At 57.6% G+C, this 26,025-nt stretch carries 24 protein-coding genes; 16 read left to right on the top strand and 8 right to left on the bottom strand.

The features are described from left to right. Positions 1-14 precede the first annotated feature (14 nt). Positions 15-1,463: an exodeoxyribonuclease I gene (gene sbcB / locus C7H08_RS09970; protein ID WP_106671603.1), complete on the top strand. Its 1,449-nt coding sequence runs from the start codon at positions 15-17 to the stop codon at positions 1,461-1,463. 60 nt (positions 1,464-1,523) lie between these two features. Here the strand turns inward: sbcB and C7H08_RS09965 are convergent, their stop codons facing one another. The 3 genes from C7H08_RS09965 to C7H08_RS09955 all read right to left on the bottom strand — a co-directional run bounded on the left by C7H08_RS09965 (position 1,524) and on the right by C7H08_RS09955 (position 4,312). Beyond that, positions 1,524-3,527, bottom strand: a complete 2,004-nt coding sequence (locus tag C7H08_RS09965) for a tetratricopeptide repeat protein (RefSeq protein WP_106671602.1) — start codon at positions 3,525-3,527, stop codon at positions 1,524-1,526. A gap of 159 nt (positions 3,528-3,686) precedes the next feature. Further along, positions 3,687-4,025 (bottom strand): type II toxin-antitoxin system RelE/ParE family toxin, encoded by a 339-nt coding sequence (locus tag C7H08_RS09960; protein ID WP_106671601.1) that lies wholly within the window; start codon positions 4,023-4,025, stop codon positions 3,687-3,689. Positions 4,026-4,030: 5 nt separating this feature from the next. Beyond that, positions 4,031-4,312, bottom strand: coding sequence for a type II toxin-antitoxin system ParD family antitoxin (locus C7H08_RS09955; RefSeq protein WP_106671600.1), 282 nt, complete (start codon positions 4,310-4,312; stop codon positions 4,031-4,033). Between the two features lie 138 nt (positions 4,313-4,450). Between C7H08_RS09955 and C7H08_RS18380 the strand changes: the two genes are divergently transcribed. Next, entirely contained in the window at positions 4,451-4,633 is a 183-nt protein-coding gene (locus C7H08_RS18380; protein WP_227663096.1) for a plasmid pRiA4b ORF-3 family protein, read from the top strand. Then, on the top strand, positions 4,623-5,447 hold the full coding sequence (locus C7H08_RS09950; RefSeq protein WP_227663095.1) for a hypothetical protein: 825 nt from the start codon (positions 4,623-4,625) through the stop codon (positions 5,445-5,447). Before C7H08_RS18380 ends, C7H08_RS09950 begins: the two co-directional genes overlap by 11 nt. A gap of 79 nt (positions 5,448-5,526) precedes the next feature. Here the strand turns inward: C7H08_RS09950 and C7H08_RS09945 are convergent, their stop codons facing one another. Then, positions 5,527-5,721: a hypothetical protein gene (locus C7H08_RS09945; protein ID WP_207768308.1), complete on the bottom strand. Its 195-nt coding sequence runs from the start codon at positions 5,719-5,721 to the stop codon at positions 5,527-5,529. Beyond that, entirely contained in the window at positions 5,718-6,296 is a 579-nt protein-coding gene (locus C7H08_RS09940) for an ATPase (RefSeq protein WP_106671599.1), read from the bottom strand. The genes C7H08_RS09945 and C7H08_RS09940 overlap by 4 nt, the downstream gene beginning before the upstream one ends. Positions 6,297-6,453: 157 nt before the next feature. Here C7H08_RS09940 and C7H08_RS18555 point away from each other — a divergent pair, with 157 nt between their 5' ends. After that, the gene (locus tag C7H08_RS18555) at positions 6,454-6,567 is read left to right on the top strand and encodes a toxin-antitoxin system HicB family antitoxin (protein WP_106671598.1); all 114 of its coding nucleotides are present in this window, start codon (positions 6,454-6,456) and stop codon (positions 6,565-6,567) included. A 153-nt stretch (positions 6,568-6,720) separates the two neighbouring features. Here C7H08_RS18555 and C7H08_RS09930 read toward each other — a convergent pair whose 3' ends face one another. After that, positions 6,721-8,571, bottom strand: coding sequence for a flagellin N-terminal helical domain-containing protein (locus tag C7H08_RS09930; protein WP_106671597.1), 1,851 nt, complete (start codon positions 8,569-8,571; stop codon positions 6,721-6,723). A gap of 532 nt (positions 8,572-9,103) precedes the next feature. On the opposite strand from C7H08_RS09930, the gene C7H08_RS09925 reads away from it, so the two are divergent. From C7H08_RS09925 to C7H08_RS09900, 6 genes are all read left to right on the top strand, one after another. Then, on the top strand, positions 9,104-10,627 hold the full coding sequence (locus C7H08_RS09925; RefSeq protein WP_106671596.1) for a flagellin N-terminal helical domain-containing protein: 1,524 nt from the start codon (positions 9,104-9,106) through the stop codon (positions 10,625-10,627). 70 nt (positions 10,628-10,697) lie between these two features. Beyond that, positions 10,698-11,132, top strand: a complete 435-nt coding sequence (locus tag C7H08_RS09920) for a flagellar protein FlaG (RefSeq protein ID WP_106671595.1) — start codon at positions 10,698-10,700, stop codon at positions 11,130-11,132. Positions 11,133-11,326: 194 nt separating this feature from the next. Next, the gene (gene fliD, locus C7H08_RS09915) at positions 11,327-13,297 is read left to right on the top strand and encodes a flagellar filament capping protein FliD (protein ID WP_106671594.1); all 1,971 of its coding nucleotides are present in this window, start codon (positions 11,327-11,329) and stop codon (positions 13,295-13,297) included. Between the two features lie 66 nt (positions 13,298-13,363). Then, positions 13,364-13,771 (top strand): flagellar export chaperone FliS, encoded by a 408-nt coding sequence (gene fliS / locus C7H08_RS09910; protein ID WP_106671593.1) that lies wholly within the window; start codon positions 13,364-13,366, stop codon positions 13,769-13,771. Positions 13,772-13,945: 174 nt separating this feature from the next. Further along, the gene (locus tag C7H08_RS09905) at positions 13,946-15,157 is read left to right on the top strand and encodes an argininosuccinate synthase (RefSeq protein ID WP_106671592.1); all 1,212 of its coding nucleotides are present in this window, start codon (positions 13,946-13,948) and stop codon (positions 15,155-15,157) included. A gap of 150 nt (positions 15,158-15,307) precedes the next feature. Then, positions 15,308-16,339 carry an AraC family transcriptional regulator gene (locus C7H08_RS09900; protein WP_106671591.1) on the top strand — a complete coding sequence of 344 codons (1,032 nt, stop codon included), beginning with the start codon at positions 15,308-15,310 and terminating at the stop codon, positions 16,337-16,339. A 238-nt stretch (positions 16,340-16,577) separates the two neighbouring features. Here C7H08_RS09900 and C7H08_RS09895 read toward each other — a convergent pair whose 3' ends face one another. Next, on the bottom strand, positions 16,578-17,549 hold the full coding sequence (locus tag C7H08_RS09895) for a GGDEF domain-containing response regulator (RefSeq protein WP_106671590.1): 972 nt from the start codon (positions 17,547-17,549) through the stop codon (positions 16,578-16,580). A gap of 135 nt (positions 17,550-17,684) precedes the next feature. On the opposite strand from C7H08_RS09895, the gene C7H08_RS09890 reads away from it, so the two are divergent. Both C7H08_RS09890 and C7H08_RS09885 read left to right on the top strand, forming a co-directional pair. Then, the gene (locus tag C7H08_RS09890; protein WP_106671589.1) at positions 17,685-18,167 is read left to right on the top strand and encodes a YajQ family cyclic di-GMP-binding protein; all 483 of its coding nucleotides are present in this window, start codon (positions 17,685-17,687) and stop codon (positions 18,165-18,167) included. Positions 18,168-18,281: 114 nt separating this feature from the next. Further along, positions 18,282-19,610 (top strand): AmpG family muropeptide MFS transporter, encoded by a 1,329-nt coding sequence (locus tag C7H08_RS09885; RefSeq protein WP_207768314.1) that lies wholly within the window; start codon positions 18,282-18,284, stop codon positions 19,608-19,610. A gap of 130 nt (positions 19,611-19,740) precedes the next feature. Here C7H08_RS09885 and C7H08_RS09880 read toward each other — a convergent pair whose 3' ends face one another. Then, positions 19,741-21,195, bottom strand: coding sequence for a protein adenylyltransferase SelO (locus tag C7H08_RS09880; protein WP_106671588.1), 1,455 nt, complete (start codon positions 21,193-21,195; stop codon positions 19,741-19,743). A 108-nt stretch (positions 21,196-21,303) separates the two neighbouring features. Here C7H08_RS09880 and C7H08_RS09875 point away from each other — a divergent pair, with 108 nt between their 5' ends. The 4 genes from C7H08_RS09875 to tssI all read left to right on the top strand — a co-directional run. Further along, positions 21,304-22,107, top strand: coding sequence for an HAD-IIB family hydrolase (locus tag C7H08_RS09875; RefSeq protein WP_106671587.1), 804 nt, complete (start codon positions 21,304-21,306; stop codon positions 22,105-22,107). 13 nt (positions 22,108-22,120) lie between these two features. Next, positions 22,121-23,344: a glycosyltransferase family protein gene (locus C7H08_RS09870; protein WP_106671586.1), complete on the top strand. Its 1,224-nt coding sequence runs from the start codon at positions 22,121-22,123 to the stop codon at positions 23,342-23,344. Beyond that, positions 23,341-25,065: a sugar phosphorylase gene (locus C7H08_RS09865; RefSeq protein WP_106671585.1), complete on the top strand. Its 1,725-nt coding sequence runs from the start codon at positions 23,341-23,343 to the stop codon at positions 25,063-25,065. The genes C7H08_RS09870 and C7H08_RS09865 overlap by 4 nt, the downstream gene beginning before the upstream one ends. 160 nt (positions 25,066-25,225) lie before the next feature. Next, positions 25,226-26,025, top strand: an 800-nt coding sequence (gene tssI / locus C7H08_RS09860; protein ID WP_133169828.1) for a type VI secretion system tip protein TssI/VgrG, incomplete at its 3' end; no start/stop codon positions are given.

The raw sequence follows: 26,025 nt of genomic DNA, 5'->3' as shown, positions 1-26,025 counted from the left end.
GCAGGAGCCTACCTTTGATCCGCTCTTTTTACTGGCACGATTACGAAACCTTCGGCGTGGACCCGGTACACGACCGCCCCTCCCAGTTTGCGGGGGTGCGCACCGATGCGGACCTGAACGTGATCGAAGATCCGTTGGTGATCTACTGCAAACCGGCAGACGACTATCTGCCGTCCCCGGAAGCCTGCCTGATTACGGGTATCACCCCGCAAAAGGCGCTGGAAGAGGGCTTTCCGGAAGCGGAGTTTATCGCCCAGATCAACGAAGCCTTCAGCCAGCCTGGCACCTGCGCGGTGGGCTACAACAGCCTGCGCTTTGACGACGAAGTGACCCGCCACACCCTGTACCGCAACCTGCGCGATGCTTACGCCCGTGAATGGCAGAATGGCAATTCCCGCTGGGACATCATCGATATGGTGCGGCTGACCTTCGCCCTGCGCCCGGAAGGCATCAACTGGCCGCGCAAGGAAAATGGCAGCCCCAGTTTCAAGCTGGAAGAACTGACCGTGGCCAACGGCATCGCCCATGAAAGCGCGCACGACGCCATGTCGGATGTGTTGGCCACCATCGCCGTGGCCAAGCTGATCAAAGAGAAACAGCCCAAGCTGTTCGAGTTTGTGCTGAACAACAAAGACAAGCACTCCGCCCGCCAGATGCTGGACACTGCCGCCATGAAGCCGGTGTTCCACATCTCCGCCAAATACCCGGCCAGCCGGGGCGCCTGTGCGCTGGTGGCGCCGGTGGCCGAGCACCCGACCAACAAAAATCTGGTGATTGTGTACGACCTGCGGCAAGACCCGGACGAGCTGATTGGCGCCAGTGTTGAGCAGATTCGTGAGCGAGTGTTTACGTCTCAGGCGGCACTGGGCGAAGGCGTAAGCCGCTTTCCCCTGAAAGGCGTGCAGTTGAACAAGTGCCCGGTGCTGGCCCCGGCCACCATGTTGAAATCACTCTCGGAAGAACGCCTGGCGGCACTGGAACTGAACGGCGACGTGCTCCGGGCCAACCTCGCCAAACTCCGCAAAGCCGCAGACTTGCCGGCCCGCATCGCCGAAGCCTTCGACCGGCAGTTTGAAGGCAGTGACCTGACCGACCCGGACGAACAGCTTTACGCCGGCGGCTTCATCAGCAAAACCGACCGGGAAAATCTCAACCGGTTACTGAGCCAGCCGGTGGAAACTCTGGGCGAGCAGGACGTCACCTTCGAAGACCCGCGCCTGCCGGAACTGCTGTTCCGCTACCGCGCCCGCAACTACCCGGATACCCTCACCGGGGAAGAATCCGAGCGCTGGGAAACCTTCCGCAGCCAACGCCTGATGCAGCCCAAAAAAGGCTGGCGCTCCCTCGAAGCCTACGGCCTGGACCTGCAAAGACTGGCCGCAGACCCCGAACTGCCGCCCCAGAAGCAGCAAATCCTAGAAGACCTCCACCTCTACGGCGAATCCCTCATCCCCTATATGTAACTGGGGTCAGACCCCCGGACATTTCACCTCACCAAATGTCCTGGGGTCTGACCCCAACTGTTATCGGCGGCGTTGGAAGTAGACGCTGAGGTTCTGGCCCATCAGGCTTTGCACTTCACTGCCCAGGGCTTCGGCCTGAATTTGCCGCTGCACCGGGCCGGTGGCCAGGCTGTGGCCGTCTTCGTCGCGGGCTTTGACCAGTTTCCATTCCACTTCGTTGCGCACCAGCGCCAGCAGTTCTTTCAGCTGACTGGCATCTTGCGGGCGGAACCAGCGGTCGCGGCAGCCGCCGAGGCTGTAGAAGTCGTCGTCCTGCAGCAAGCCATTCCAGGATGCATCGTGCTTGTTGGCCAGCACCATGCGGCGCAGTTGGCGCAGGCTGGTGCGGGTGGGTTGCAGCTGGTGATCCTGCACCAGACTGCGGATCTGTTTGTCGCCGGTGGTCTGTTCGGCCATGCCGGTGTGCATGTGGACCACCGCGCCGGCGACCGAAGCCGTGTTCACCAGCGCAGCCAGCGACAGTTCGGTCATCGCCGGTGAGGGCAGGCGGCCCACTTCTACCCAGTGCACCTGATGGCCGTCGGCCACGAAGCGCTGGGCGATAGACCAGGGCCAGAACACGATATTGTCCATGTTCAGGGTCTGCGCCATGCGGGTGGCTTTGGCGATGTTGGCCAGGGATTCGTCGACCGCGATCACTTCCACGTCATCCAGGTACTGCGCCAGTTCCATGGCGCGCTGGCCGGACTGGGCGCCGCACACGATGATGCGCAGGGTGGCGGGCAGGTTGTGGGTGTTCAGGCCGAGTTCCTGAGCCATCACCGATTTCAGGCTGGTTTCGGTGCGATAGGCCAGCTGGCTCCACGCGGGCCAGGCTTGGGGTACGTCGGTTTTGGCCAGGCAGAGTTCTTCCGCCTTCTCGTCAAAATTCTGTTTGATGGCTTCTTCTTCGCCGCGGTTATAGTAGCTGGCGGCCATTACCGGCTGCATGGCCAGGGGCCAGTCCACCAGGTTCCATTGGCCGAGCTGCATGGCAAAGCTCTGATGGAACAGGGCGCCGTACATGGCGCTGATCATCAGCGAGCCAATCAGGGCTTCCTGGGGTTCGCGCACGGCAAACTGTGCCACGATGCTGTCGTTGATGGTGGCGGCCAGGCGCTCTTCATCATCTTCCGCCGCCAGGGCGTAGCCGGTGCGGTCCGCGTACTCGGCAATGGCCAGGCACAGTGGCTGCAATTCATCGCGCAGGCTGGCGGTTTGGGCCACTTCCGCCATCACGGCGCGGCGGAGCATGACCACCAGCTCTTCCACCGCCGCGTTCGGCATCAGGGTCTTCTGCAAGGCCAGAATCAACAATTCGTCTTCGGCGGCGGCATCCAGCATCACTTCGGCGTTCGGGTTATCCAGATCGTATTGCTGTTGGACGATGGCACCGACAAAACGGCCGATTTCCTGATGGGGCAGGCCGTCTTTCCGAAGCAGGGCGATGGCATCCTGCGCCAGCTCGGCATCGGCTTTGTGGATGTGTAGATGCTGGGCACAGCTGAGCATGCCGGAATACACCGAGTCCAACCGGGATCCGGTTTGCAGCAGCTTGCGGTAGTGCAGGTAAGCCACATCAAATTGCCCCTGCAGGCGCTTGGCATGGGCCACACCGCAGAAAGCGGCGGCGGATTGCCGGTCGCATTCCAGCGCCCGCAGGAAGTACTCTTCCGCCAGGGCCGGCCGCTCGCTCTTCATCGCCCAGTAGCCCAGGTTGCAATACTGCTGCGCCTGCCCGGGCTGGCTGTTGAGGCTGGCATTGAACAGCGAGTGGGCTTTCTCCAGCTGGCCGTCGTCCATCTCCACCCGGCCTAACAGGCCAAGGGCGGCGGGGCTCTCCGGCTCCATGGTCAGCGCCTGGTCCAGATACTCCCGGCATTCTTTACGGGCCTTCAGCCGCTGCACGTAGGTAAGCCCGTTACTGTTGGACTCCCCGTACGCCAGATTCGCCTGCAAAACCAACCGCGCCACCTGAGCCTGAACCGAGCGGGGAAGATGAGCGTTATGATGTTGTACTTGCATGGAACACCTCGTTACCAGCCATAGTCTGATGCGGCAAAGGTCTGCAGTTTTTTGACGTTTTGCCGTGCTTTGGAAGAGGTATTGCGAAAGGTGTGCCAGTTTTGGGGTCAGACCCCCGGACATTTGATGGGGTGAAATGTCTTGGGGTCTGACCCCAATTCAAAGATGCTCGCCAAAATCCATGGATTCGTGGAGGATACGCACAACAACGAGTTTTCTTACCTTTTCGTCGGTAGAGGCCTTGAAGAAAACCAGGTGCCTGGCCTTATATGTGCTTCTTTGGATCGGTATGCTTTGAATTCCGGCGATTAACCCGGACCGGTCGTTGGCGAGAGAGTGACTGGGGCCTTGCTCTGATAATTCTCGGAGCGAGTTGGCAATCAATTCGCTGTACCGCTTGGCCTGATGATGTCCGAAGTTTTCGAAGGTATGACGAATGATGTTGTCGAAGTCATCGCGTGCTTTTCTGGAGAGCTCCACCGTCCATAGTGGCGACATTGGGTTTAGTCCTTTTGGATCAGCTCTGAGGATCTGCGCGTAAGGTAGTTTGTAATGTCCTCGCCAACACCAAGACTGGCTGTACGGCCTGCTTCCACATCCGCTAAGCCTTCTTCCAGCGCACCCCGAAGCTCCAGAAGTTTTCGCTGATGCTGCACTTCTTTCTCCTCCACCAGACGAAGCCCTTCGCGCAGTACCTCGCTGGCATTCTGGTAGCGACCGGCCTTTACCAGCGCGCCAACCAGCTGATCCTGGTGATCGGTAAGAACGATGTTTCTGGTCGCCATGATAGTACCTCCGCTGATGCTATTGGCATATATTGCCATGAGGGGGCAAGGATGCCAAGTTGAATGCCGGGGTCAGACTCCAGTACATTTGACGGCACGAAATGTCTTGGGGTCTGACCCCAAATTACTGGAGCCCGTATGCCCAAGCCGAACAAGGTTTACCAGATTAAAGTCTCGCTCATGGGCGCGCAGCCGCCTATCTGGCGGCGGGTGCTGATTGCGCCGGAGGCCAGCTTTCAGGATTTGCACCGAATCATTCAGGTCGCGATGGGGTGGCAGGCGTCGCACCTTCATTTGTTTCAGGCAAAAGATGGCCGGTGAGATTGGCCCGTCCTCCAGCGACTTTTACGGACTGAGCCCGAACCAAATGGATGAGCTGCTTCAGAGCCCGCTGAACTGCCCCTTGGTATTCCGGCCGCTTTTTAACGCAGAAACCGTCCTCGAAACCCTGGATACCGCCCCGGTGGTCCGCATGGCCAAGGCATTAATCGACGCCATGGGCGACAAAGGCATTCGCCTGACAGGCAAAGGTAACCTGCCCCTGCGCGAGGTGCGGACGATGATTGACGCGGCCGGCGAAAACGTTGTGCTGTCGCCAGCACGGATTGGCTCGATTCGTTCTGAACAAGACGTTTTGCCGGTAAACCTTACCCGGGTGCTGCTGGAAATCGCCGGACTCACCAAAAAGGAAAAAGGTCGCCTGCTGCTGAAAAAGACGGCGGCAACTCGCCTTGCGAAAAAGGGCTGGGTGACACTCTACCGGGATATGCTTTCAGCGGCTCTGTCGCAATTGAATTGGGCCTGGATGGACTACCAGGAGGGACTGGAAGACGTGCAATACGTCGGCCCATTCTGTTTCTGGTTGCTGGCGGAAAAGGGTGAGCAGTGGCGGCCGGTACGCGAATACCTGGGCGACATTCTGCAAGCCTTTCCGCCACTACTCCAGAGCGCCGAGCCCAAGGCCTATATCAGCGAGGAAATGCAGGTTGCCTGGGCGCTGAAGTCCCGGATGCTCACCCTGTACCGCATACTGGGCCTGATCGAACTGGATCCGGAGTACCCTGAGTTTCGGGAAGAGGACAAACAACTGATGCGGCGCACGGCGTTGTTTGAGGGGATGTTTGTTCGGGCGTGAATTTGAGAGGTCGGGGTCAGACCCCCGTACATTTGACGGCACGAAATGTCTTGGGGTCTGACGCTAGGTTGCAATGAAATTAGCGCGCGGCTTTTGGCTCGGAGCTTTTGGTCGTAGGCGCGTCTTCCCCGTGAAAAACGATTTCTCCATTCTCAGAGGTTACGTAGTAGTGTCCCAGGCGGCGTTTACGGTCAAGCTCCTGCTCTACGGCTCTGGACAGACTTTCCAGAATCGCTTCGGAGGTAATCGCTGACGGTTTGGGGGTGGTGATCACTTTTGCGATTCCTCTTGCAGTCGTTCATACAGTTCATTGTTATGAATTATCCGCTTTTCGCCCTGGTTTTCAAACACAAGTTTTGGCGGAGACTGATTGTTCATCAAGCAAACGGAGTGGTCAGCCGTTACGCTGAACTCGTTGAATAAATTTCTAAGGCTGCGTGGAAATCGTCGTGCGATATCTTTTAACGGAATATTGTGGCCGCCGTGAGAAACCCTTTCGGCAACACGCAGGCGAGACAGTTCGGGATCAGGCAGCGCGAGGTAGGTGAGCTCAACGCGCCAGTTTTCAGCCTGCAGCCGTTGAATCAACTTCAGGTAAGTTCGCCCGGCAAGCGTTGTCTCAAAGCCGAAACTCGCGCGCGCCCGAATGCACTGTTCAATCTGACCAAGGAAAATCCGGCTTGCGGCCATCAGTTCCTCTTCCGGAGCGAAAGGAGAAAGGCCAGCGGCAATCAGGTCTGCATTAATGAAGCGGGATGTGCCGGCGACATTTGGCAGAAAATCCCTGGCAAACGTTGTTTTGCCGGAACCATTGGGGCCGGCAATAATCCAGCAGGTTGGTGTTGTCATGAAAAGAGAGCGGATCCGCCGATAGGTTAATGATTCAGGAGTATAGGCCAGGTTGTGGTGCTTGGCATATTGGCGCTGTTGCTAATCAGCGCCGTTGCCTTAGTTACCAGTTTATACGGCTCTGCCCCCGCACATAGTAGGCTGACAGAGGGGGTGAGTGTCCAGAAGCCAATTCAAGGGATCTTTCAATATTCGCATTGGCCGTAAGTTGCACAGGAAATTGGCGATGAAAGCCGCAGATGAGGGCCTTGGGCTGAATGAGGCGGTGTAATTTGCAGTTGAGCGATTCGTGCTCAACGAGAGCCGGCGCTGAGTTTTGGGGTCAGACCCCCGTACATTTGATGGCGCGAAATGTCTTGGGGTCTGACCCCAAAGTAAAACGGCCGGGGGTTTAGGCCAGCCGTTTTGGGTTTTCTGTTTTGGTTTAGCCTTGCAGCAGCTGCAGTACCTGCTGGGGCCGTGCGTTGGCCTGGGCCAGTACCGAGAGGCCGGCAGACTGGAGCACCTGAGTGCGGGCCAGTTCGGCGGTTTCGGCGGCGAAGTCGGCATCGCGGATTCGGCTGTTGGAGGCCGAGAGGTTTTCTGAGGTGGTGCTCAGGTTGGCGATGGTGGATTCGAAGCGGTTTTGGACTGCGCCAAGGTCGGCCCGATAGCCGTTGATCTTGTCGATGGCGTAATCGATGGTGATCATGGCCAGATCAGCGCCGTCACGAGTCGAGATGTCGACCATGTTGGCAGACTGGGTGTTGTCTTCAGCGGTAGCGGAGATCTGAGTGGTCAGATCGTTCGCTTCGCCAAAGATGCCGTTGCCATTGAGGTCGGTTTCAATTGTTATGTCGAAATCTTCACCGAAGTTTTTGGAGAAGATGATCTCATCGTTGCTGGCGTTCAGGTTGGCACTGATACCGGTTTTGGTACTCAGCGCATTTACCTGGCTGACAACGTCGTTCAGCGATGTTGCGCCTTTGATATCAAGCTGCTCACCGTCGAGATCGATTCGGAAATCGAAGGTGTCGCCTTCTTTGAAACGGTCAACCAGGGTTTTGCCGGTTTGGCCCTCGATCTCTAATGTCTGGCCGAAAGTCAGTGGTGGCACTCCGCCATCGCTGATGGTGGCTGAGATATCGATAGGATCGGTATTGCCATTGGTGAAGGTGAGAGTTTCCAAACCGGCATCGTAGTTAAAGGTGACGCCCGTGCCTGACAGGGCGTTCGTTAGCCGGGTCTCGAACTCTGCCTGGGTAGTAACACCTTCGAAATCTGGAACAATCTCCTGACCGCCGATGGTTATTGAACCCTGCAGGTTGCCTGTTGCGAAATTGAAGTCCGGAAGGGCAAGAGCGGTGAGCGAATCTCCCCCGTTCACAGTAGCGGACTGCGTGGCGGAAACCGGATCAACAGCGGCTGCTGTCAACGCGATATTTGCCTCAACGCTTTCCTGTCTTGAGCTGATAAAGCTGAGTCGGTTATCGTCAACTTCAAGGGTTATACCGTCTAGAGCAGCAATTTCGTCAGGGTCTGTCAGTCCGTCAATCGCGTCTCTCAATGCTTGGGCAACTGCTTCCAGGCTCACATATGTATCTGGCGTATTATCAAGCAGCTCAACACCGTTAACTGTGATTGGTCCAGTTATTTCCCGCCCAGGGGTCGGTGTAAGAGATGCAAAAGCCTCAAAATTAGCCGGAATATTCGAGCTTAGGGTCTCACCATCCTCAAAATCACTAATCGGCGTGGCACCAAATTCTTGGCTCTCGATGACGGTGGCACCCAACTGACTGCCACGAGAATCCAGTCCACTAACAGCGATCGTTTCACCGGTATTAGCGCCAACCTGGAACGTCTGCGTTGCAAAGGTGCCGTCAAGAACCTTCAGGCCGTTGAACGACGTTTGGCTGGCAATACGGTTGATCTCTTCAATCCGCTGCTGAACTTCCTGGTTCAGCGCCTGGCGGTCCGAGTTGCTGTTCGTTGCGTTCGCCGACTGAACCGCCAGTTCCCGAATCCGCTGGAGGTTGTTGGTAATTTCATCCATCGCCCCCTCAGCGGTTTGCGCCAGAGAGATGCCATCGTTGGCATTCCGCTGAGCCTGGTTAAGGCCGGCGATCTGAGACTGGAACCTTTCGGAAATCGCAAGGCCCGCGGCATCGTCTTTGGCAGAGTTAATACGTAGGCCAGAAGACAGCCGTTGCAGTGCCACGTTGGCATCGCCCTGCGAAGCGTTCAGATTACGCTGAGCGTTCAGCGAAGCAATGTTGGTGTTAATGACCTGAGACATATCAATTCTCCCTGCTCAGAGGTGCCGGTAGCCTGGTGCCCTATGAGAGGGGAACCCTTGCCGGCGGAAATTCGTTAAATTGCCGTTTTGCCGAATACCAAGCGAAGGGTGTGCCAGTTTTTTGAAAGTGGCTGTAGTGGCCTGTTTGGGTTACTTATTTTGGAGTGAACCAGATTGGGCTGTGAAATGGGTTGCCAGATTGTTGTCGCGGCGAATGGGAAAGGGTTTGCCGGTTTTGATGTTGAATTAGAGCACCTATTATAAATGTGAGACGACGGAGTATCGTGTTAAATGCGCAAGGTGTTGAGTTTTCGCTGGGGTCAGACCCCAGAACATTTGGCCCCATCAAATGTCCGGGGGGGTCTGACCCCAAAGTTCACGTTTTACATTCCTTTACAAAATCCGTGAATTTTTTTCTAAAGCAACCGGGTGGGGTGCCGTTAAGTGGAGTAACAGGGCGGCGCTACCAAACCAAAAGATGGGCGCCAGACCTTTTCCATGAAATGACGACCTCTGTCGAAGGAGAAGTATTATGGCTCTCGGTATCAACACCAACGTAGCCTCACTGAACGCCCAGAACCAACTGAGTAAGTCTCAGAGCATGAACGATCAGGCTCTGCAGCGTTTGTCTTCTGGTCTGCGCATTAACTCTGCCAAAGACGATGCGGCTGGTCTGGCGATTTCTACCCGGTTCAGCGCGCAGATTACCGGTCTGAATGTTGCCCAGCGAAATGCTAATGATGGCATTTCCTTGGCGCAGACTGCTGAGGGTGCTCTGAACGAAATCACCAACAACCTTCAACGAATTCGTGAATTGTCGGTGCAATCTGCCAACGCAACAAACAGCGCCTCGGATCGTCAGGCTCTTAACGATGAAGTTACTCAGCGTCTTGAAGAAATCGACCGAATCTCGAATCAAACTGCATTCAACGGGCTGAAGGTTCTTGATGGCAGCTTTGGCAAACAGGGATTCCAGGTTGGGGCCAACGCCGGTGAAACAATTGGCGTGGATCTCAGCCAAGGTACTAAAACCGACCAGATTGGTGCAATTGCGTCTCAGAGTTTCGCTGTCGCAAATAATATATCTGAAGCCGACAACAGAACGCTTTCTGTAAAGGTTGGTGATAACGCGTTCACGCCTATTCAAGATTCTGAGGCCGTACGTGACTCGCAGAATCAAATCATTTCTGGTTACGAAGCTGATAGTGCATTTGCTATAGCCGAGGCAATTAAAGCGTCGGGTGTTGATGGTCTTACGGTGTCGGCGAGCAATGAGCAGACCCTCTCAATTGCCAGCTTAACTGCCGCTCAGGCCAATGATGGTGTTTACAACATCTCGATTAACGACGAAGTGGTTTTCAGTGCGACCGCAGGCGTTGATGGTGCTCTCACACTGAATGCAGCAGATATTGCTGCAGCCATTGATTCCAAGTCTGGTGTCACAGGTGTCTCTGCCGTGGAGGAGGGTGGTGAGCTTATCTTGCGGAGCAACGACGGCCGAACAATAAACCTCTCTCAAACCGTGGACGGCGCCGCGCTTGCAGGTACAACTGAGGGTTTGGTTCAGGGCGATACTCCAGCAACGGTTGGTAATGGTACAACTCCCGCAGCGCTTCGCGGCGAGGTGGAAGTGTTTGGTGCTGATGAGATTACGTTCCAGTCTTCGGATGATGCATTGGATGACATCCTTGGAGTTGATGCGGCTGACTCTTCAGTTGCTTCAGTGGCGGTCAACAACAACGAGGGTGTAGGGGAAATTGATATTTCCTCGGTAGCTGGAGCAAATGAGGCGATTCTGCGTGTTGACGCAGCTCTAGACTCAGTAAACAAAGTGCGCGGCGAACTCGGTGCCATCCAAAACCGCTTCGAGTCCACCATCGCTAACCTGGGCACGTCTGTCGAAAACCTCAGCGCCTCCAACAGCCGTATCCTGGACGCTGACTTCGCGGCAGAAACTGCCAACCTGGCTAAATCCCAGGTACTGCAGCAGGCCGGTATCTCCGTCCTGGCTCAGGCTAATGCCCGTCCACAGCAGGTTCTGTCCCTCCTGCAGTAAGGGGCTAACGGTAACGGCCGGAACCTTCGGGTTCCGGCCTGACGCCGTTTCAGGATAGTGAGGTAGCGCTATGAATGACGTTAACCTGAACAGCCCGGACCTGAAGCTGGTGCGCGCAGGCGCGCAGGCTCCGGCCAAGGCAATGTCGTCATCTCAGGCCGAGGGCCGGAACGCCCCTGACCTTGCTGCTTCGTTTGACACTGGCCGTCAGGTTCAGTCTTCCCAGGTTGCTCAGCAGCCGTCTCAAGCTGAAAAGCTACAGGCGCGCAGTGAAGAGCAGCAAAAGGAGCTGAATGAGGCGGTCAGTCAGCTGAATGATTTTGTGCAGAACGTGCAGCGGGATCTTCAGTTTGAAGTGGATAACGACATGGGCCGTACCATCGTGAAGGTGGTGGATCAGCAAACCCAGGAAGTCATCCGCCAGATGCCAGACGAAGTCGCATTGAGGTTGGCAGAAAAATTGCAGCAGGATGAGCCGCTGACGTTGTTTAACATTAAAGTGTAAAAACTTGCCGCTTTTTGCGGGCATGTTGGCAACGGTATTTCAGCACCGCCGCCTCCGAAAGGGGCCGGCGGTGTTTTGCTTTTACAAGCTGTTACAAATCGGTATGGCAATTTCCCGAAAAGAGGCAAAGTTTTGCCGCCTGCTGCCGATAAACTGAACAGTAGAGACATTCGCCCCCCTGAGGAGGCTTGGTTATGGCTATATCATCGTTAGGCGTTGGCTCTGGCGTTTTGACGTCGGATCTTGTGGATCAGCTGGTGGCTGCGGAACGCAGGCCCACGGAAGTTCGGCTGGATCAAAAAACAGAGCGTACCGAAGCGCTGATTTCTGCCTTTGGCAAACTGCGTAGCGGCATCACTGAGCTGCGTTTGCCCATGCGCCAGCTGGGCTCTGCGGATGCGATGAAATCATTCTCAGCCACCTCTTCCGGCGCCAATGTTGAAGTGTCGGTAGATGCTGGTAAAGCGGCGCGGGGTTCTTACAGTGTCGATGTAGTGGCCCTGGCGGAACCCCAGGCGCTGGCCAGCACAGAAGCCTTTGCAGACCGCGATGCCACCAGTGTTGGCCGGGGCACGATGACGCTCCAGGTGGGTGACAAGACTACCGAGATCACCGTTGATTCTTCCAATGACACCCTGCAGGGCCTGGCGAATGCCATCAATGAAGCCAACGCCGGGGTGTCTGCCGGGGTGATTGATACCGGTGACGGATTCCGGCTGACGCTCTCGGCTGATGAAACCGGCACTGCCAATGCGGTGAAAATCACAGCTACTGAAGATGCCGCCGCGCCCGGCCTGGCGCGGTTTGCGTTTGACCCGGCAGACCCAGCCGGCAACCCCGCAATGGAGCAGACCATTGCCGCGGCCGATGCCCGGATGATGATCAACGGGGTTGAGATTACCCGTTCGACCAACACCGTCGAAAACGTGGTCGACGGGCTGACGTTCAACCTGTCGGATACCGGGAAATCTACCGTGAAGGTGGAGCAAGATACCGGCGCGGTGGCGGATCGGGTGCAGGCGTTTGTCGATAAATTCAACGAACTGCAAACCATCGTCCGTGAGTTGTCGTCTTTCGACAGCGAAACCGGCCAAGGCAGCATTCTGACCGGCGACTCCACCGTCCGTAATATTCAGAACCAGCTGAAGAGTGTGCTGACCGACATTATTCCAGGGCTGGAAAATGCCGGTGTGCGCAGCCTGGCCGACGTGGGCATTGGTACAGATTTCCGGACTGGTGAACTACAGTTTGATAGCCAGAAGTTTCAGCAGAAGCTGCTTGAAAATCCAGATGATGTGACGGCGCTTTTTGCTGAGCAGGGCCGAACCACAGACTCTCAAGTGGAATTTGTTCGCACTGGCTCCAACACCCTGCCAGGTAACTACGACATTAACGTTACCCAGATGGCGGCCCGGGGTAGTGTGAACTTTGCTATGCCAAACGGCGCTGATGCCAACGCGGTTACCGTTGGCACTGACAGCAGTTTTACCTTCCAGGTGGATGGTGAAACGACGGCGACGGTGTCGATTGCCGCCGGCGATTACTCCGGCGCCGGTTTTGCGACGGCCATTCAGGATGCGCTGCGGGAGAATTCGGCCTTGAGTGCCGCGGGCCGCTCGGTGCAGGTGGCTTACGACGCTACTGAAGGCCTTACCTTCACCTCTAACCGTTTTGGCAGTGATTCCAATGTGAGCCTGACCGAGTTGAGCAATGTGACCGGGCTGAACACCGCAACCGGCACCGCGGGCCAGGATGTTCAGGGCACGATTAACGGCCAGGCCGCTCAGGGCGATGGCCAGGTGTTGTTCCTCGCCAACAGTGCCACCGGCGATGCCGCAGGCTTGCAAGTGCGGATTACTGGCGGAGACGTGGGTAACCGGGGCTCGGTCAAGTTTATTGAAGGCGTGAGTGAGCGTGCGGTGGATGCGATTACCAGCATTCTGGGTGAAAACGGTGCCTTGAGTTCTCGTACCAACTCCCTGAATCGGGACCTTGAGCGTATTCAGGAAGATCGCATCAAGCTGGATTTGCGGATCGAAAGCTACCAGGAACGATTGGTAAAGCAATTCAGCGCAGCCGATTCCCTGATTTCCCAGCTCAACAACACGCGGGATTATGTGACTCAACAGCTGGCGGCCCTGGCGCCGAACCGGCAAAGTGATTAAACCGGCTATACTAAGGTATGGCCCGCCAACACATGGCTACCGGATGACGGTGACACGAGGTTATTTATGAACGGTTTACAGGCGTATCAGCGCGTTAATACTCAGACCAGCATCACCGATGCCGATCCCCATAAGCTGATCCAGCTGCTGTACAACGGGGCGATCGAACGCATCAACATGGCCAAATCACGGATTCAGGCCAAGGACTATTCCGGCAAGGCCCAGTTGATCAACAAGGCCATTGAAATCATCGGCGGCCTGCGTGCCTTCCTGGATTTCGACAAAGGCGGTGAGCTGGCGGCGCGACTTGAAGCGCTGTATGACTATATGGAGCGCACCCTGCTGGAGGCCAGCGCCAAGAACGACGTAGCCAAGCTGGATGAAGTGCTTACCCTGCTGCGCTCGGTGAAGGATGGCTGGGACAGTATTCGTGACGAAGTGGTCAGCGGCCAGAGTCAGCAAGCGGCTGTTTGATTATTAGCCACGGCCGACACGGGCCAACGCGGGCTAAGCGAAACAGAGCATTTCGCTCGCGTTAGTCCGTTCCGTTCGTGACAACAAAGCCGCCAATAGCCATTCCCCCCGCACTCCCGTACAATATCGCTCTTCTTTTCAATACATCCATTCTGTTCAGTCTGGAGCAAAAGCATGTCTGAAATTAACAAGGTGGTGCTGGCCTATTCCGGTGGCCTGGATACTTCCGTGATTGTGCGGTGGTTGCAGGATACCTATAACTGTGAGGTGGTGACCTTCACCGCCGACATCGGCCAGGGCGAGGAAGTGGAACCGGCGCGCACGAAGGCGAAAGCGCTGGGAGTTAAGGAAATCTACATCGAGGACCTGCGCGAAGAGTTTGTGCGCGATTACGTGTTCCCGATGTTCCGCGCCAACACCGTCTATGAGGGCGAGTACCTGCTGGGTACCTCCATCGCCCGCCCGCTGATTGCCAAGCGTTTGGTTGAAATTGCTAACCAGACCGGCGCCGATGCCATTTCTCACGGTGCTACCGGCAAGGGCAACGACCAGGTCCGTTTCGAGCTGGGCGCCTACGCGCTTAAGCCGGGCGTGAAGGTGATTGCACCCTGGCGTGAGTGGGATCTGAACTCCCGCGAGAAGCTGCTGCAGTACTGTGAAGAGCGCAACATTCCGGTGGAAATGAAGAAGGGCAAGAGCCCGTACTCCATGGATGCCAACCTGCTGCACATTTCCTACGAAGGCATGAATCTGGAAGACCCCTGGGCGGAAGCCGAGGAAGAGATGTGGCGCTGGAGCGTGTCTCCGGAAGCGGCTCCAGACACGCCGACCTACGTTGAGCTGACCTACCGCAAGGGCGACGTGGTTGCCGTTGATGGCAAGGAGCTGAAGGCCCACGAGGTGCTGGAAACCCTGAACAAGCTGGCGGGTGACAACGGCGTTGGCCGTTTGGACATCGTAGAGAACCGTTACGTGGGCATGAAGTCCCGTGGCTGCTACGAAACCCCTGGCGGCACCGTGTTGCTGCGTGCCCACCGTGCCATTGAGTCCATCACTCTGGACCGCGAAGTGGCGCACCTGAAAGACAGCCTGATGCCGCGCTATGCCGAAGTGATCTACAACGGTTACTGGTGGTCTCCGGAGCGTGAAGCCCTGCAGGCGCTGATCGACCAGACCCAGGAATACGTGAATGGTGTGGTTCGCCTGAAGCTCTACAAAGGCAACGTAGACGTGGTTGGCCGTAAGTCTGACGACTCCCTGTTCGACGAAAAGATCGCCACCTTTGAAGAAGACCAGGGTGCGTATGATCAGAAAGACGCGGAAGGCTTTATCAAGCTGAACGCATTGCGGTTACGGATTGCGGCTGGGAAGGGGCGGAAGCTTTAAGGCTTAGGGGGTGTCAGGGTCTGTCCCCTTGGGGACTGACCCACTTTTGCCCGTCTGTTGCACCCCAGTCGAACCACGAGTGGGATTCGGCAAAGGTGGGTCAGACCCCAGGGGGTCAGACCCTGGGAACCAACAACCAAAGCAGTCGCCATGAGTCCTCTCGGAACCGCTTCCGTCGCCGTCTTGCGCCAATACGTCCGTTATGCCGATGCCAAAGGCATCAACACCTCTGAGCTGTTCGATAAGGCAGGCCTGGCGCCAGGCATTATGGACACGGACGACGGTCGGCTGGAGGGCGAGCAGCTGCAAACGTTTATCCGGTTATTGGTGGAGCAGACCGGCAACCCTATTCTGGGCCTGGAGAGCGGCGACTTTGTGCAGCCTGGCAGTTACAGCGTGCTCGGCTACATCACCATGAGCTGCGCCACTCTGGCCGAGGCAGTCACCCGCATTGCGCCTTATGAAAAACTGGTAGGGGATATGGGCATCACGCGCCTGCAGATGAAGGGCGATGAGGTGTCTCTGGTGTGGACCTGTAATTTCACCGACCCGGTGGTGTGGCCGCAGGTGGTGGATAATGTGGTGGCCTCCTGGATTCAGTACGCCCACTGGCTGGCGGACAGTGCGGAAGCCTCGCCGATCCGGATCTCACTGAAGCGGTCTTCGCCCGGGCCTGAGTTTGAGCCGGCCTATCGTGAGCGCTGGGGTTGCCCGGTTACGTTTGATGCGCCGGAGAACGTCGTCACCCTGCACAAGGATCTGCTCGCCACCCGCCTTCGCCAGCCTGACCCGTTATTGCGCAAGACCTTGGAGGCCCATGCACTGTCGCAACTGGCGCTGTTGGACACCGATACCGATTTAACCTCTCGGGTAAAACAGGGCATTCAGAAGCAACTGGCCGGCGGTGTGACCCGGCAGGATCTGATTGCCGAAGAGCTGGGCATGACCAGCCGAACGCTGCAGCGCAAGCTGAGCCAGGAGGGGGCGTCGTATCAGAAGCTGCTGGATGACGTGCGCCAGCAGATGGCGGAAGACTACCTGCGCAATACCGAGATGAGCATCCCGGACATCGCCCTGCGCCTGGGGTACAGCGAAACCACGTCTTTTCACCGTAAGTTCAAGGCGGCAGCGGGGCAGACGCCCGGGGATTATCGTAAGGGTCTGGCCCCGAACGGGGTCTGACCCTGTAAAGCAGACAAACAAAAAAGCCAGCTCATACGAGCTGGCTTTGAATTTGCGGAATAGACGAAAGGCCTGAATCAATCGTTAATCCTGTGGCGGCAGCCCCATAAAGCGGCGGAGTTACTACTCGGCTCCTCCGCCATGGGCGGATACTGCTTGATTCCACAATTCCAGAATACGATCTAATGCCCGTGCTGTCTGTTTGTGATCTGTGTCCCGTTGTTACAGTTTGTGAGCTCTACACACCTTCCCGTATCTCGGGTTTGGTTTCGGTAAACCGGTGGGTTTCGTAGGCGTCGACCAGGCCTTGTACGGCAGCGCGCTCTACATCCTGAATGGAGGGTGTGCCATCCTGAGCATCGGCCCGGCACAGCACCATGCCGGCTTCCACCGAGATGTAGCCGGCGGTGGTTTTCAGGGCTTTGTGGTTGATGCCGTCATAGATGCGCCGAAACGCGGTGGTGGTGCAGTGGTCGCTGGTCGGAAAGTAGGAAATAATCGCAAACTGATTGTCACCCACGCGGCACAAAGCGTCGATGGGGCGGATCAGGGTGTTCAGGCGGCGGGCGATGCCGACGGCCAGTTCGCTCATCACGCTGGGTGGGTGTTTGCGCTTGAGATCCTGCCAGTTGCGAATACCACACATCACATAGGCCGTCGAGCCGGCGCGGGATTCGGCGTGGCGCAGGGTTTTCTGCAGGCGCTGGCGGGCGTATTTGGTGTTACACAGGCCGGTTTCCAGATCGATGATGTTGGTGGCTTCCAGCTCCCGGTTGTTCTCCACCAACAGGGCGTTGGCGCGCAGCAGGGTGTTTTGGCGGTCGGCCATGCGGTCTGCGGCAAAGACACGGGAGACCAGCTGTTTGGTCATGTCGGATTTGTAGATGAAGTCATCCACGCCCCGGTCAAAGGCTTCCGACAGGGCTTCGACGCTCTCCCGGGCGGTGAGCAGGATCACGTAGGTATAGTGGTTGTCTTGCTCATCCTGCTGACGCACGCGGTCGGTCAGTTGCAGGCCGTCCATTTCGGGCATCAGCCAGTCGGCAATCAGTACGCTGACCTGGCGCTGTTCCATCAGTTTCAGGGCGTCTGAAGCATTGTTGGCAATTCGTACGTCGCGGTAGCCGGCATTTCGCAGTGTGCGGCCAACCACCATACTGCTGAATTTGGCGTCGTCTACGACGAGGATGGGTAGGTCCAGATTGGGCATCGTTTGTCTACTTGTTACCAGTCCATTGTCAGATGCGGTTCGCCGCCGCTCTTGGTATGCTTTGGCGCTTCGGAACATCAGGTATCAAAATGTTGCTCCAGTATACCTTTCTGGGGCCTGTGGAGAATAACGACCATGCCTTCTTTTGACATTGTTTCAGAAATTGAGATGCACGAAGTCACCAATGCGGTGGATCAGGCCAAGCGTGATCTGGGCAACCGGTGGGATTTCAAGAACGTGCAGGCAGACATCGAGCTGGAAGACAAGCGCATCACCGTGAGCGCCGAGCAGGAGTTTCAGCTGGAGCAGCTGATTGATCTGCTGCGAATGGCCTTTGCCAAACGCAACATTGATGCCCGCGCCTTGGCCGAGGACGGCGAGAGCAAGGCCGGCAAGCTGGTGAAGCAGCACTTTGCGCTCAAGCAGGGTATCGAAACCGATATGGCCAAGAAGATCGTTAAAATGATCAAGGACCAGAAAATGAAGGTCCAGGCCAGCATTCAGGGTGATAAGGTGCGGGTCAACGGTAAGAAGCGGGATGACCTGCAGGAAGCCATCGCCATGCTGCGCGAAGCCGAGCTGGAACTGCCGCTGCAGTTTGATAACTTCCGCGATTGATTGTGTGATTCAGGGGTCAGCCATCTGGCCCCAAACCAAGGAGCTCAATTTATCATCACTGGCACCCGGTTCGCCCTGCTAAAGGAGTCGTTCCACGTTTACACCCGCTGGCAAGTGATTGCCATGCTGTTTCTGGGCTTTTCAGCGGGGTTGCCGTTTTTGCTGGTGTTCTCCACCCTGAACGCGCGGCTGGCGGATGTGGGTGTGCAAACCGCGACCATCGGGTTTTTCAGCTGGCTTGGCATCACTTATTCCATCAAGGTGTTCTGGGCGCCGATAGTGGACCGGCTGAAACTGCCGGTGCTGGATCGCCTGCTGGGTAAACGTCGCAGCTGGATTCTGCTGGCCCAGGCGGGCATCGCCACCGGCCTTTATCTGATGGCGACGGTAGACCCGGTGGTGGCGCCGCAAACTCTGGCCTTGTTCGGCTTGCTGGTGGCGTTTTCTTCCGCCACCCAGGACGTGGCGATTGATGCGTATCGGATCGAGATTGCCGGTGAACGCCTTCAGGCTGCGTTGGCAGCCACCTATATCTTCGGTTACCGACTGGCGTTGCTGGTAGCGGGTGCCGGGGCTTTATATCTGGCTGAGTACTGGTCCTGGGAGGTGTCTTACCAGGTGATGGCGGCGCTGGTGGGCGTGGGTGCGCTGACGGTCTTGATCGTGCGTGAGCCGCGGGTGAATCACTTTGCTGCGGCCCAGGACATTGCCGATAAAATTGAGGAAGAGGCCAGCAAACGGACGCATCTTCCGCCCAGGATTGCCCGCTTTGCCGGCTGGTTCTATGCCGCCATTGCCGGGCCGTTTCTGGATTTCTTTCTCCGATATAAAGAGATGGCCATTGCCATTTTACTGCTGGTGGCAGTGTACCGGATTTCCGACATCGCCATGGGCGTGATGGCCAATCCGTTTTACCTGGATTTTATGGGCTTCAGTAAAACCCAGGTGGCGGATGTCACCAAAATCTTTGGCTTCTTCATGACCATCGTTGGCTCGTTGCTGGGCGGTGTGCTCGTGGTGCGCTACGGCGTGCGCAAAATCCTGCTGGCCGGCGCCATTCTGACCGCCGCCACCAACCTGCTGTTTGTGTTCCTGGCCCAGTACCCGCCCGATGTGGCCACCCTGGCAGTGGTGGTGAGTGCGGATAACCTCAGTGGCGGTATCGCCAACGTGGCGCTAATTGCCTGGCTATCCAGCATGACCAGCGCCTCCTTCACTGCCACCCAATACGCCTTGTTCAGCTCGCTGATGACCTTGCCCGGCAAATTTCTGGGCGGCTTCTCCGGCATTGTGGTCGCCAACTTTGGCTACGCAGAGTTCTTCGCCATCGCTTCCGTGATGGGCATCCCCGCGGTGCTGCTGGTGCTCTACATGATGAAACACGGCGCCAGACTGGACGCCCTCGCCCCGCTCAAAGACACCGAAGACGCCCTGGTCAAATAAATTGGGGTCTGACCCCCGGACATTTCACCTCACCAAATGTCTTGGGGTCTGACCCCAAGTTCACTTCAGAAACGGGGTCAGACCCCCGCGCGGCCCTAAGGCCCAAAGACGCACGCGGGTCTGACCCCTTTCAGGATGAGCAGCTGATGTTGAGGTGTTTGCCCCAGTCTGGGGGCAGGGCGGCGTAGTGTTCGAACTCGGGTTGTTCGTCGAAGGGGTTTTCCAGCACCGTTAACAGTTCTTTCAGTGGGGCGTAGTCGCCGTTCTGGGCTTCCATTATGACTTGCTGGGCCAGGTAGTTGCGCAGGATGTATTTGGGGTTGGCCTGGCGCATGGCGTATTCGCGCTCGTCGTGGGCGCGGGTTTCTTTTTGCAGGCGGGCGGCATAGCGTTCGAGCCACTCGTCGGCCACGCTGCGGTCGGTGAACAGGTCGCGCACGGGCGCGTTGCCGTGGCGGTGCAGGTTGGAGATGCCGCGGAAGAAGCGGGTGTAATCGACCCGGTGTTCGTGCAGCAGGCTGAAGGTTTCCATGATCAGGCTGAGATCGGATTCCTCGTTTTCTTCCAGGCCCAGTTTGGCGCATAGTGTGTTTTTGAAGTGGTTGTTGTAGGCCACTTCGTACCGGCGCAGGCCTCGGCGCAGGTCGTCTTCATTCATGATCGGCGCCAGCGCGTTAGCCAGGTACTGGCAGTTGGTGAAACCGATCTGCGGCTGGCGGTTGTAGGCGTAGCGGCCGCCCTGGTCGGTGTGGTTGCAGATGTGGCCGGCGTCGAAGTCGTCCAGGAAAGCGAAGGGGCCATAATCGAAGGTGTCGCCGATGATCGACATGTTGTCACTGTTCATCACCCCGTGGCAGAAACCCACCGCTTGCCAGTCGGCGATCAGCCGGGCGGTGCGTTCAACCACTTCTTCAAACCATCTCTGGTGTCGTTGCTGTTCCGGCAGGCTGATCAGATGCGGGAAGTGCAGGGCGATCACGTGCTCCAGCAGGGTTTTCAGCGCCTCCGGGCCTTCGTGATGGGCAGCAAACTCAAAGTGGCCAAAGCGGATGTGGCTTTGTGCTACCCGCATCAGCGCGGCAGCGGTTTCGATGGATTCGCGGCGGATCGGCTCTTTTGCGCTGATCATAAACAGGGCGCGGGTGGTTGGAATGCCCAGCCCGTGCATGGCTTCGGAGCACAGGTACTCGCGAATGGTAGAGCGCAACACGGCCCGACCGTCACCAAAGCGGGAGTAGGGCGTGGTGCCTGCACCTTTCAGATGCCAATCCCAGCGAGTGCCATCCGGCGCCACCGTTTCCCATAGTAACAGCCCCCGGCCATCGCCGAGTTCCGGGTTGTACACGCCAAACTGATGCCCGGTGTACTTCATGGCGACCGGGTCCATCCCGTCCAGCAACTCCAGGCCCGCGCCAACTTTTGCCCAGTCCGCCTCGTTCTGGACATGAAAACCCAGCTGCGCCGCCAGTGTGTGGTTAAAACACACCATGGTCGGCTGGGATAAAGGCGTCGGCGTCACCCGCGAATAAAAGCTATCCGGCAACTCGAGATAACGGTGTTCCACCTTAAAGGCATTCGTGCTCATAGTCTGGCCTGGTTCTTGAATCTAATTTGGGGTCAGACCCCAAGACATTTCACCGCATCAAATGTTCTGGGGTCTGACCCCAGTTACATTGCAGAGCGGGATGGGCAAATGCAACCACACTTGATTGTTTTTACGGATCTGGACGGCACTTTGCTGGATCACCACAGCTACAGCTGGCGGGCGGCGAAGCCGGCGATGGCGCGGTTGGGGGCCAATGGCATTCCGCTGATTTTCAATTCCAGCAAAACCGCAGCCGAGATCGGTGAGCTGCAAAGCATGATGGGCCTGCGGGCGCCGTTTATTGCGGAGAACGGTGCGGCGGTGGTGATTCCTTCCGGCTGTTTAGGCAATGCCGAGGAAGAGGTGGTCCATGTTGGCATTTCTTATGATGAGGTTGTTCGCACACTTTTGGTGCAAAGAGAATCCGGTGCACGGTTTCGGAGCTTTGATGACCTGTCTGCGGCGGAGGTGGCGGCGCTGACCCGGTTGACGGTAGCGGAAGCCGCCCGCGCCAAACAGCGCCTGGCCACGGTCCCTTTGTTGTGGGACGGCACTGATGAGGAAATGGCGCAATTCCGCGCTGCGCTTGAGCTTGAGGGCTTGCGTCTGGTGCAGGGCGGGCGCTTCTGGCACGCCCTGGGAGAATTTGATAAAGCCGAGGGGGCCCGGTTCTTGCTGAAGCGTTACCAGGAGCTCTATGGCGATGAGCCGTTATTGACCATCGCCCTGGGGGACAGCCCCAACGATCAGCGTTTGCTGGAAGCCGCAGACATACCGGTGGTGATTCGTGGGGTGAACAGTGATCAGGTTCAGTTGCCGTCGTCGCGGCACGCCATGCGCTCCCTCAAGCCCGGCCCCGAGGGTTGGAATGAATGCGTACTCAATCTGTTGTTTGAGTACGGCTACCCGTAAAGGAGGAGCCGCCATGGGCGACTTTTACCAGAATGGCATTATCACCACCCTGCACAACCTTGTGCGCCGCCCCGTGGAAGACATCGAAGCGGACCTGATGCGGTTTCGCAAAGCCCGGCCGATGTCGCTGGTGTTGCCGTCACTGTATTCAGAGCTGGAAGGGCCTGCGCTCAAGAACATCGTCCATGAGCTGACCAAGGTGCCCTACCTGGATGAAATCGTGATCGGCTTGGACCGCGCCGATGAGGGCCAGTATCGCCATGCCCTCGAGTACTTCTCTGAACTTCCCCAGCCCTTCAAAGTACTGTGGAACGATGGCCCTCGCCTGCAGGCGCTGGATCGGAAGCTGCGAGAGCAGAGCCTGGCACCGACGGAAATGGGCAAGGGTCGCAACGTCTGGTACTGCTTTGGCTATGTGCTGGCCTCCGGCGTCAGCAAATCGGTGGCGCTGCACGATTGCGATATTCTGACCTATTCCCGGGATCTTCTGGCCCGGCTGATCTACCCGGTCGCCAACCCGGGCTTCAACTACATGTTCTGCAAAGGCTATTACGCCCGGGTGGCGGACGGCAACATGAATGGCCGGGTCAGCCGGTTGTTGGTAACGCCGCTGATCCGGGCCCTGAAAAAAGTGTGTGGCCCCAATGACTTTCTGGATTACCTGGACAGCTACCGTTACCCGCTGGCGGGTGAATTCTCCTTCCGCACCGACGTGATTAACGACTTGCGCATTCCCAGCGACTGGGGGCTGGAGGTCGGCGTACTGTCGGAGATGAAGCGCAACTACGCCACCAACCGGCTGTGCCAGGTGGATGTGGCCGATGTGTACGACCACAAGCACCAGGAGCTGTCGCCGGAGGATGCCAGTCGCGGCTTGTCCAAGATGAGTGTGGACATCTCCAAGGCCTTGTTCCGCAAACTGGCCACCAATGGCGAGATCTTCTCCAATGAGAAGTTTCGCACCATCAAGGCGAGTTACTTCCGCATTGCGCTGGATTTTGTGGAGACCTATCAGAACGATGCGATCATCAATGGGCTGAGTTTCGACCGTCATAAAGAGGAGAAAGCCGTGGAGTTGTTTGCCCAGAATGTGATGAGCGCCGGTGCGCACTTCCTGGACAACCCCATGGATACGCCGTTTATTCCGAGCTGGAACCGCGTGACCAGCGCCATTCCGGACATTCGGGAGCAGTTGCTGGAGGCGGTGGAGCTGGACAACGAGGAATTCAAGCCATGACCCAGTCGCTGGAAAGCAAGCTGGTGACCATGCTGGAGATGGTGTACCCGGCGCTGGACTGTGCGTTTGTGGCCGAAAAGTTAATGGACGCCATGGCGCTAGCGCCGGATGCCGGGGCTCCGCCGGCGCACCAGAACCATTGGGACCAATCGGATATTGTGCTGATCACCTACGCCGACACCGTGCAGCAGGCGGATGAAAAACCCCTGGTGACGCTCAAGCGGTTTCTGGATGACTGCCTGCGGGATACGATCACCGGCGTTCATATACTGCCGTTCTTTCCCTATAGCTCGGACGACGGCTTTTCGGTGATGGACTATCTTGCCGTGAACGAGTCCCACGGCGACTGGGGGGATGTCGAAGCCATCGGCCGCGACTACAAGTTGATGGCGGACCTGGTGATCAACCACATGTCGGCCCGCAGCCGCTGGTTTGAGAATTTTCGCAAGCGGGTGGGGCCAGGCAAGGACTACTTCTTTGAAGGCAACCCGAAAGATGATTTAAGCATGGTAGTTCGACCCCGAACCTCACCATTGCTGACACCGGTACAGACCGATGACGGCGAGCGCTACGTGTGGTGCACGTTCAGTGAAGACCAGGTAGACCTGAACTTCGCCAACCCGGAAGTGCTGATCGAATTTGCCCGCATCATTCACTATTACCTGGAGCGCGGGGTAAAGATCTTCCGGCTGGATGCGGTGGCGTTTCTGTGGAAAGAACCGGGTACGCCCTGCATTCACCTGCAGCAGACTCACGAACTGATCAAGATCCTGCGCTTGCTGATCGAGCATCACACGCCGGATGCCGTGGTGATCACCGAAACCAACGTGCCCAACCGGGAGAACCTGACCTACTTCGGCAACGCCAACGAAGCCCATGCCATCTACAATTTTTCGCTGCCGCCGCTGCTGATCAACACCCTGGTCACCGGCAACTGCCGCCACCTGAAAACCTGGCTGATGAGCATGCCGCCGGCACAGATGGGCACCACCTACCTGAACTTTATCGCCTCCCATGACGGCGTCGGGTTGCGCCCCACCGACGGGCTGCTGGATGAGGACGAGAAGCAGCGTTTAATCAACACCCTGGAATCCTTCGGCGGCAAGGTTTCCTACCGGCGCACCGCCGACGGCCGGGACCAGCCCTATGAAATGAACATCGCTTTGTGGGATGCCCTCAAAGGCATCGCCGAGGGTGGCGCAGACCACTGGCAGCTGCAGCGGTTCCTGTGCGCCCACACCATCATGCTGGCGCTGGAAGGCATCCCCGCGTTCTACATTCACAGCCTGCTGGCCACCGAAAACGACCATGCCCGGGTAGAGCACACCGGCCGCTTCCGCTCCATCAACCGCGGCCAGTGGCAGCTGGATACGCTGGAGGCTACCCTGGCGGACCCGCTTAGCCACCACAGCAAAGCCTTCAACGAGCTCAAGCGCCTGATCGCCCTGCGCCGCGCCCAACCCGCCTTCCACCCCAACGCCACCCAGTTCACCCTGCACCTGGGATTGCAGCTGTTCGGCTTCTGGCGCCAGAGCATGCGCCGGGAACAATCCATCTTCTGCATCCACAACATCAGCGACGAAGTGCAGCTAGTGGCCCTCAGCGACATCAACCTGATCGGCACCGACCAGTGGACCGACCTGATCTCCGGCATGGCCATCGACGACCTGGCCGGCGTGCTCACCCTCAAACCCTACCAAAGCGTCTGGCTCTCCAACTGAATTTGGGGTCAGACCCCCGGACATTTGGTGGGGCGAAATGTCTTGGGGTCTGACCCCAAAAATGCGGAGTAGTTGGTTTGTAATCTGAAGTGGGGTGGTTATAATCGGCTCCGCTCAGGATGAGTCAGTTACAAACCACCAATCTTCAGGGACCGAAGTCATGCCCCAGGCAAGCGGATTGCAGTTCACCGCCCATGTAGGCGAATTCCCCTCAGATCATTTCGTTGTTGTCGGCTTCGCGCTGACCGAAAGCCTTTCCCGCCTGTTTCACGGCCGCTTGCACCTGGCCAGCACCGACCCGGACGTGGTGGCCACCGACATTCTGGAGCAGCCAGTCGATCTGGTGGTGTGGCAGGACGGCCAGCCCCTGCGCCGCTTCACCGGCGTGGTCAACGAGTTCGTCCGCGGCAACACCGGCCACCGCCGCACCGCCTATGAAGTGGTCATCCAGCCCCCGGCCTGGCGCCTGGGCCTGATGCACAACAGCCGCATCTTCCAGACCCAGAGCACCGACGCCATCGTGCGCACCCTGCTGGAAGAGCGCGGCATCATCGACACCGTGTTTGACTTCAAACGCCCGCCGGAAGAACGGGAATACTGCGTCCAGCACCGGGAAAGCGACCTGAAATTTATCGAACGCCTGGTCGCCGAAGAAGGCTGGCACTACCGCTACCAGCACGGCAGCGTGGACGGCGAAGAACAACCGGCGCTGATCATCGCCGACCACCACGGCGACGCCCCGAAACTGGACCCGGTGCCCTGCAACACCCAGGCCGGCGGCAGCACCAAACAGGCCTGCGTGTTCAGCTTCGCCTACGAAGAACGCATCAAAGCCGCTTCGGTCGCCATGAAGGACTACACCTTCAAAAACCCCGCCTACGCCCTGATGCACGAACAAAGCGCCGGCAGCCCGAACCACCGCGAAGACTATCAACACTACGACTACCCCGGCCGCTACAA

The sequence above is a fragment of the Marinobacter halophilus genome, assembly GCF_003007685.1.
In the GTDB taxonomy this organism is placed as follows: Bacteria; Pseudomonadota; Gammaproteobacteria; order Pseudomonadales; family Oleiphilaceae; genus Marinobacter; species Marinobacter halophilus.
This window is presented reverse-complemented; position numbering and strand designations above follow the sequence as displayed.

Coding starts and splice junctions, on each gene's coding strand:
- C7H08_RS09965 (WP_106671602.1), bottom strand. CDS start 3,527: ATGCAAGTACAACATCATAACGCTCATCTTCCCCGCTCGGTTCAGGCT.
- C7H08_RS09960 (WP_106671601.1), bottom strand. CDS start 4,025: ATGTCGCCACTATGGACGGTGGAGCTCTCCAGAAAAGCACGCGATGAC.
- C7H08_RS09955 (WP_106671600.1), bottom strand. CDS start 4,312: ATGGCGACCAGAAACATCGTTCTTACCGATCACCAGGATCAGCTGGTT.
- C7H08_RS18380 (WP_227663096.1), top strand. CDS start 4,451: ATGCCCAAGCCGAACAAGGTTTACCAGATTAAAGTCTCGCTCATGGGC.
- C7H08_RS09950 (WP_227663095.1), top strand. CDS start 4,623: ATGGCCGGTGAGATTGGCCCGTCCTCCAGCGACTTTTACGGACTGAGC.
- C7H08_RS09940 (WP_106671599.1), bottom strand. CDS start 6,296: ATGACAACACCAACCTGCTGGATTATTGCCGGCCCCAATGGTTCCGGC.
- C7H08_RS09930 (WP_106671597.1), bottom strand. CDS start 8,571: ATGTCTCAGGTCATTAACACCAACATTGCTTCGCTGAACGCTCAGCGT.
- C7H08_RS09925 (WP_106671596.1), top strand. CDS start 9,104: ATGGCTCTCGGTATCAACACCAACGTAGCCTCACTGAACGCCCAGAAC.
- C7H08_RS09920 (WP_106671595.1), top strand. CDS start 10,698: ATGAATGACGTTAACCTGAACAGCCCGGACCTGAAGCTGGTGCGCGCA.
- fliD (WP_106671594.1), top strand. CDS start 11,327: ATGGCTATATCATCGTTAGGCGTTGGCTCTGGCGTTTTGACGTCGGAT.
- fliS (WP_106671593.1), top strand. CDS start 13,364: ATGAACGGTTTACAGGCGTATCAGCGCGTTAATACTCAGACCAGCATC.
- C7H08_RS09905 (WP_106671592.1), top strand. CDS start 13,946: ATGTCTGAAATTAACAAGGTGGTGCTGGCCTATTCCGGTGGCCTGGAT.
- C7H08_RS09900 (WP_106671591.1), top strand. CDS start 15,308: ATGAGTCCTCTCGGAACCGCTTCCGTCGCCGTCTTGCGCCAATACGTC.
- C7H08_RS09895 (WP_106671590.1), bottom strand. CDS start 17,549: ATGCCCAATCTGGACCTACCCATCCTCGTCGTAGACGACGCCAAATTC.
- C7H08_RS09890 (WP_106671589.1), top strand. CDS start 17,685: ATGCCTTCTTTTGACATTGTTTCAGAAATTGAGATGCACGAAGTCACC.
- C7H08_RS09880 (WP_106671588.1), bottom strand. CDS start 21,195: ATGAGCACGAATGCCTTTAAGGTGGAACACCGTTATCTCGAGTTGCCG.
- C7H08_RS09875 (WP_106671587.1), top strand. CDS start 21,304: ATGCAACCACACTTGATTGTTTTTACGGATCTGGACGGCACTTTGCTG.
- C7H08_RS09870 (WP_106671586.1), top strand. CDS start 22,121: ATGGGCGACTTTTACCAGAATGGCATTATCACCACCCTGCACAACCTT.
- C7H08_RS09865 (WP_106671585.1), top strand. CDS start 23,341: ATGACCCAGTCGCTGGAAAGCAAGCTGGTGACCATGCTGGAGATGGTG.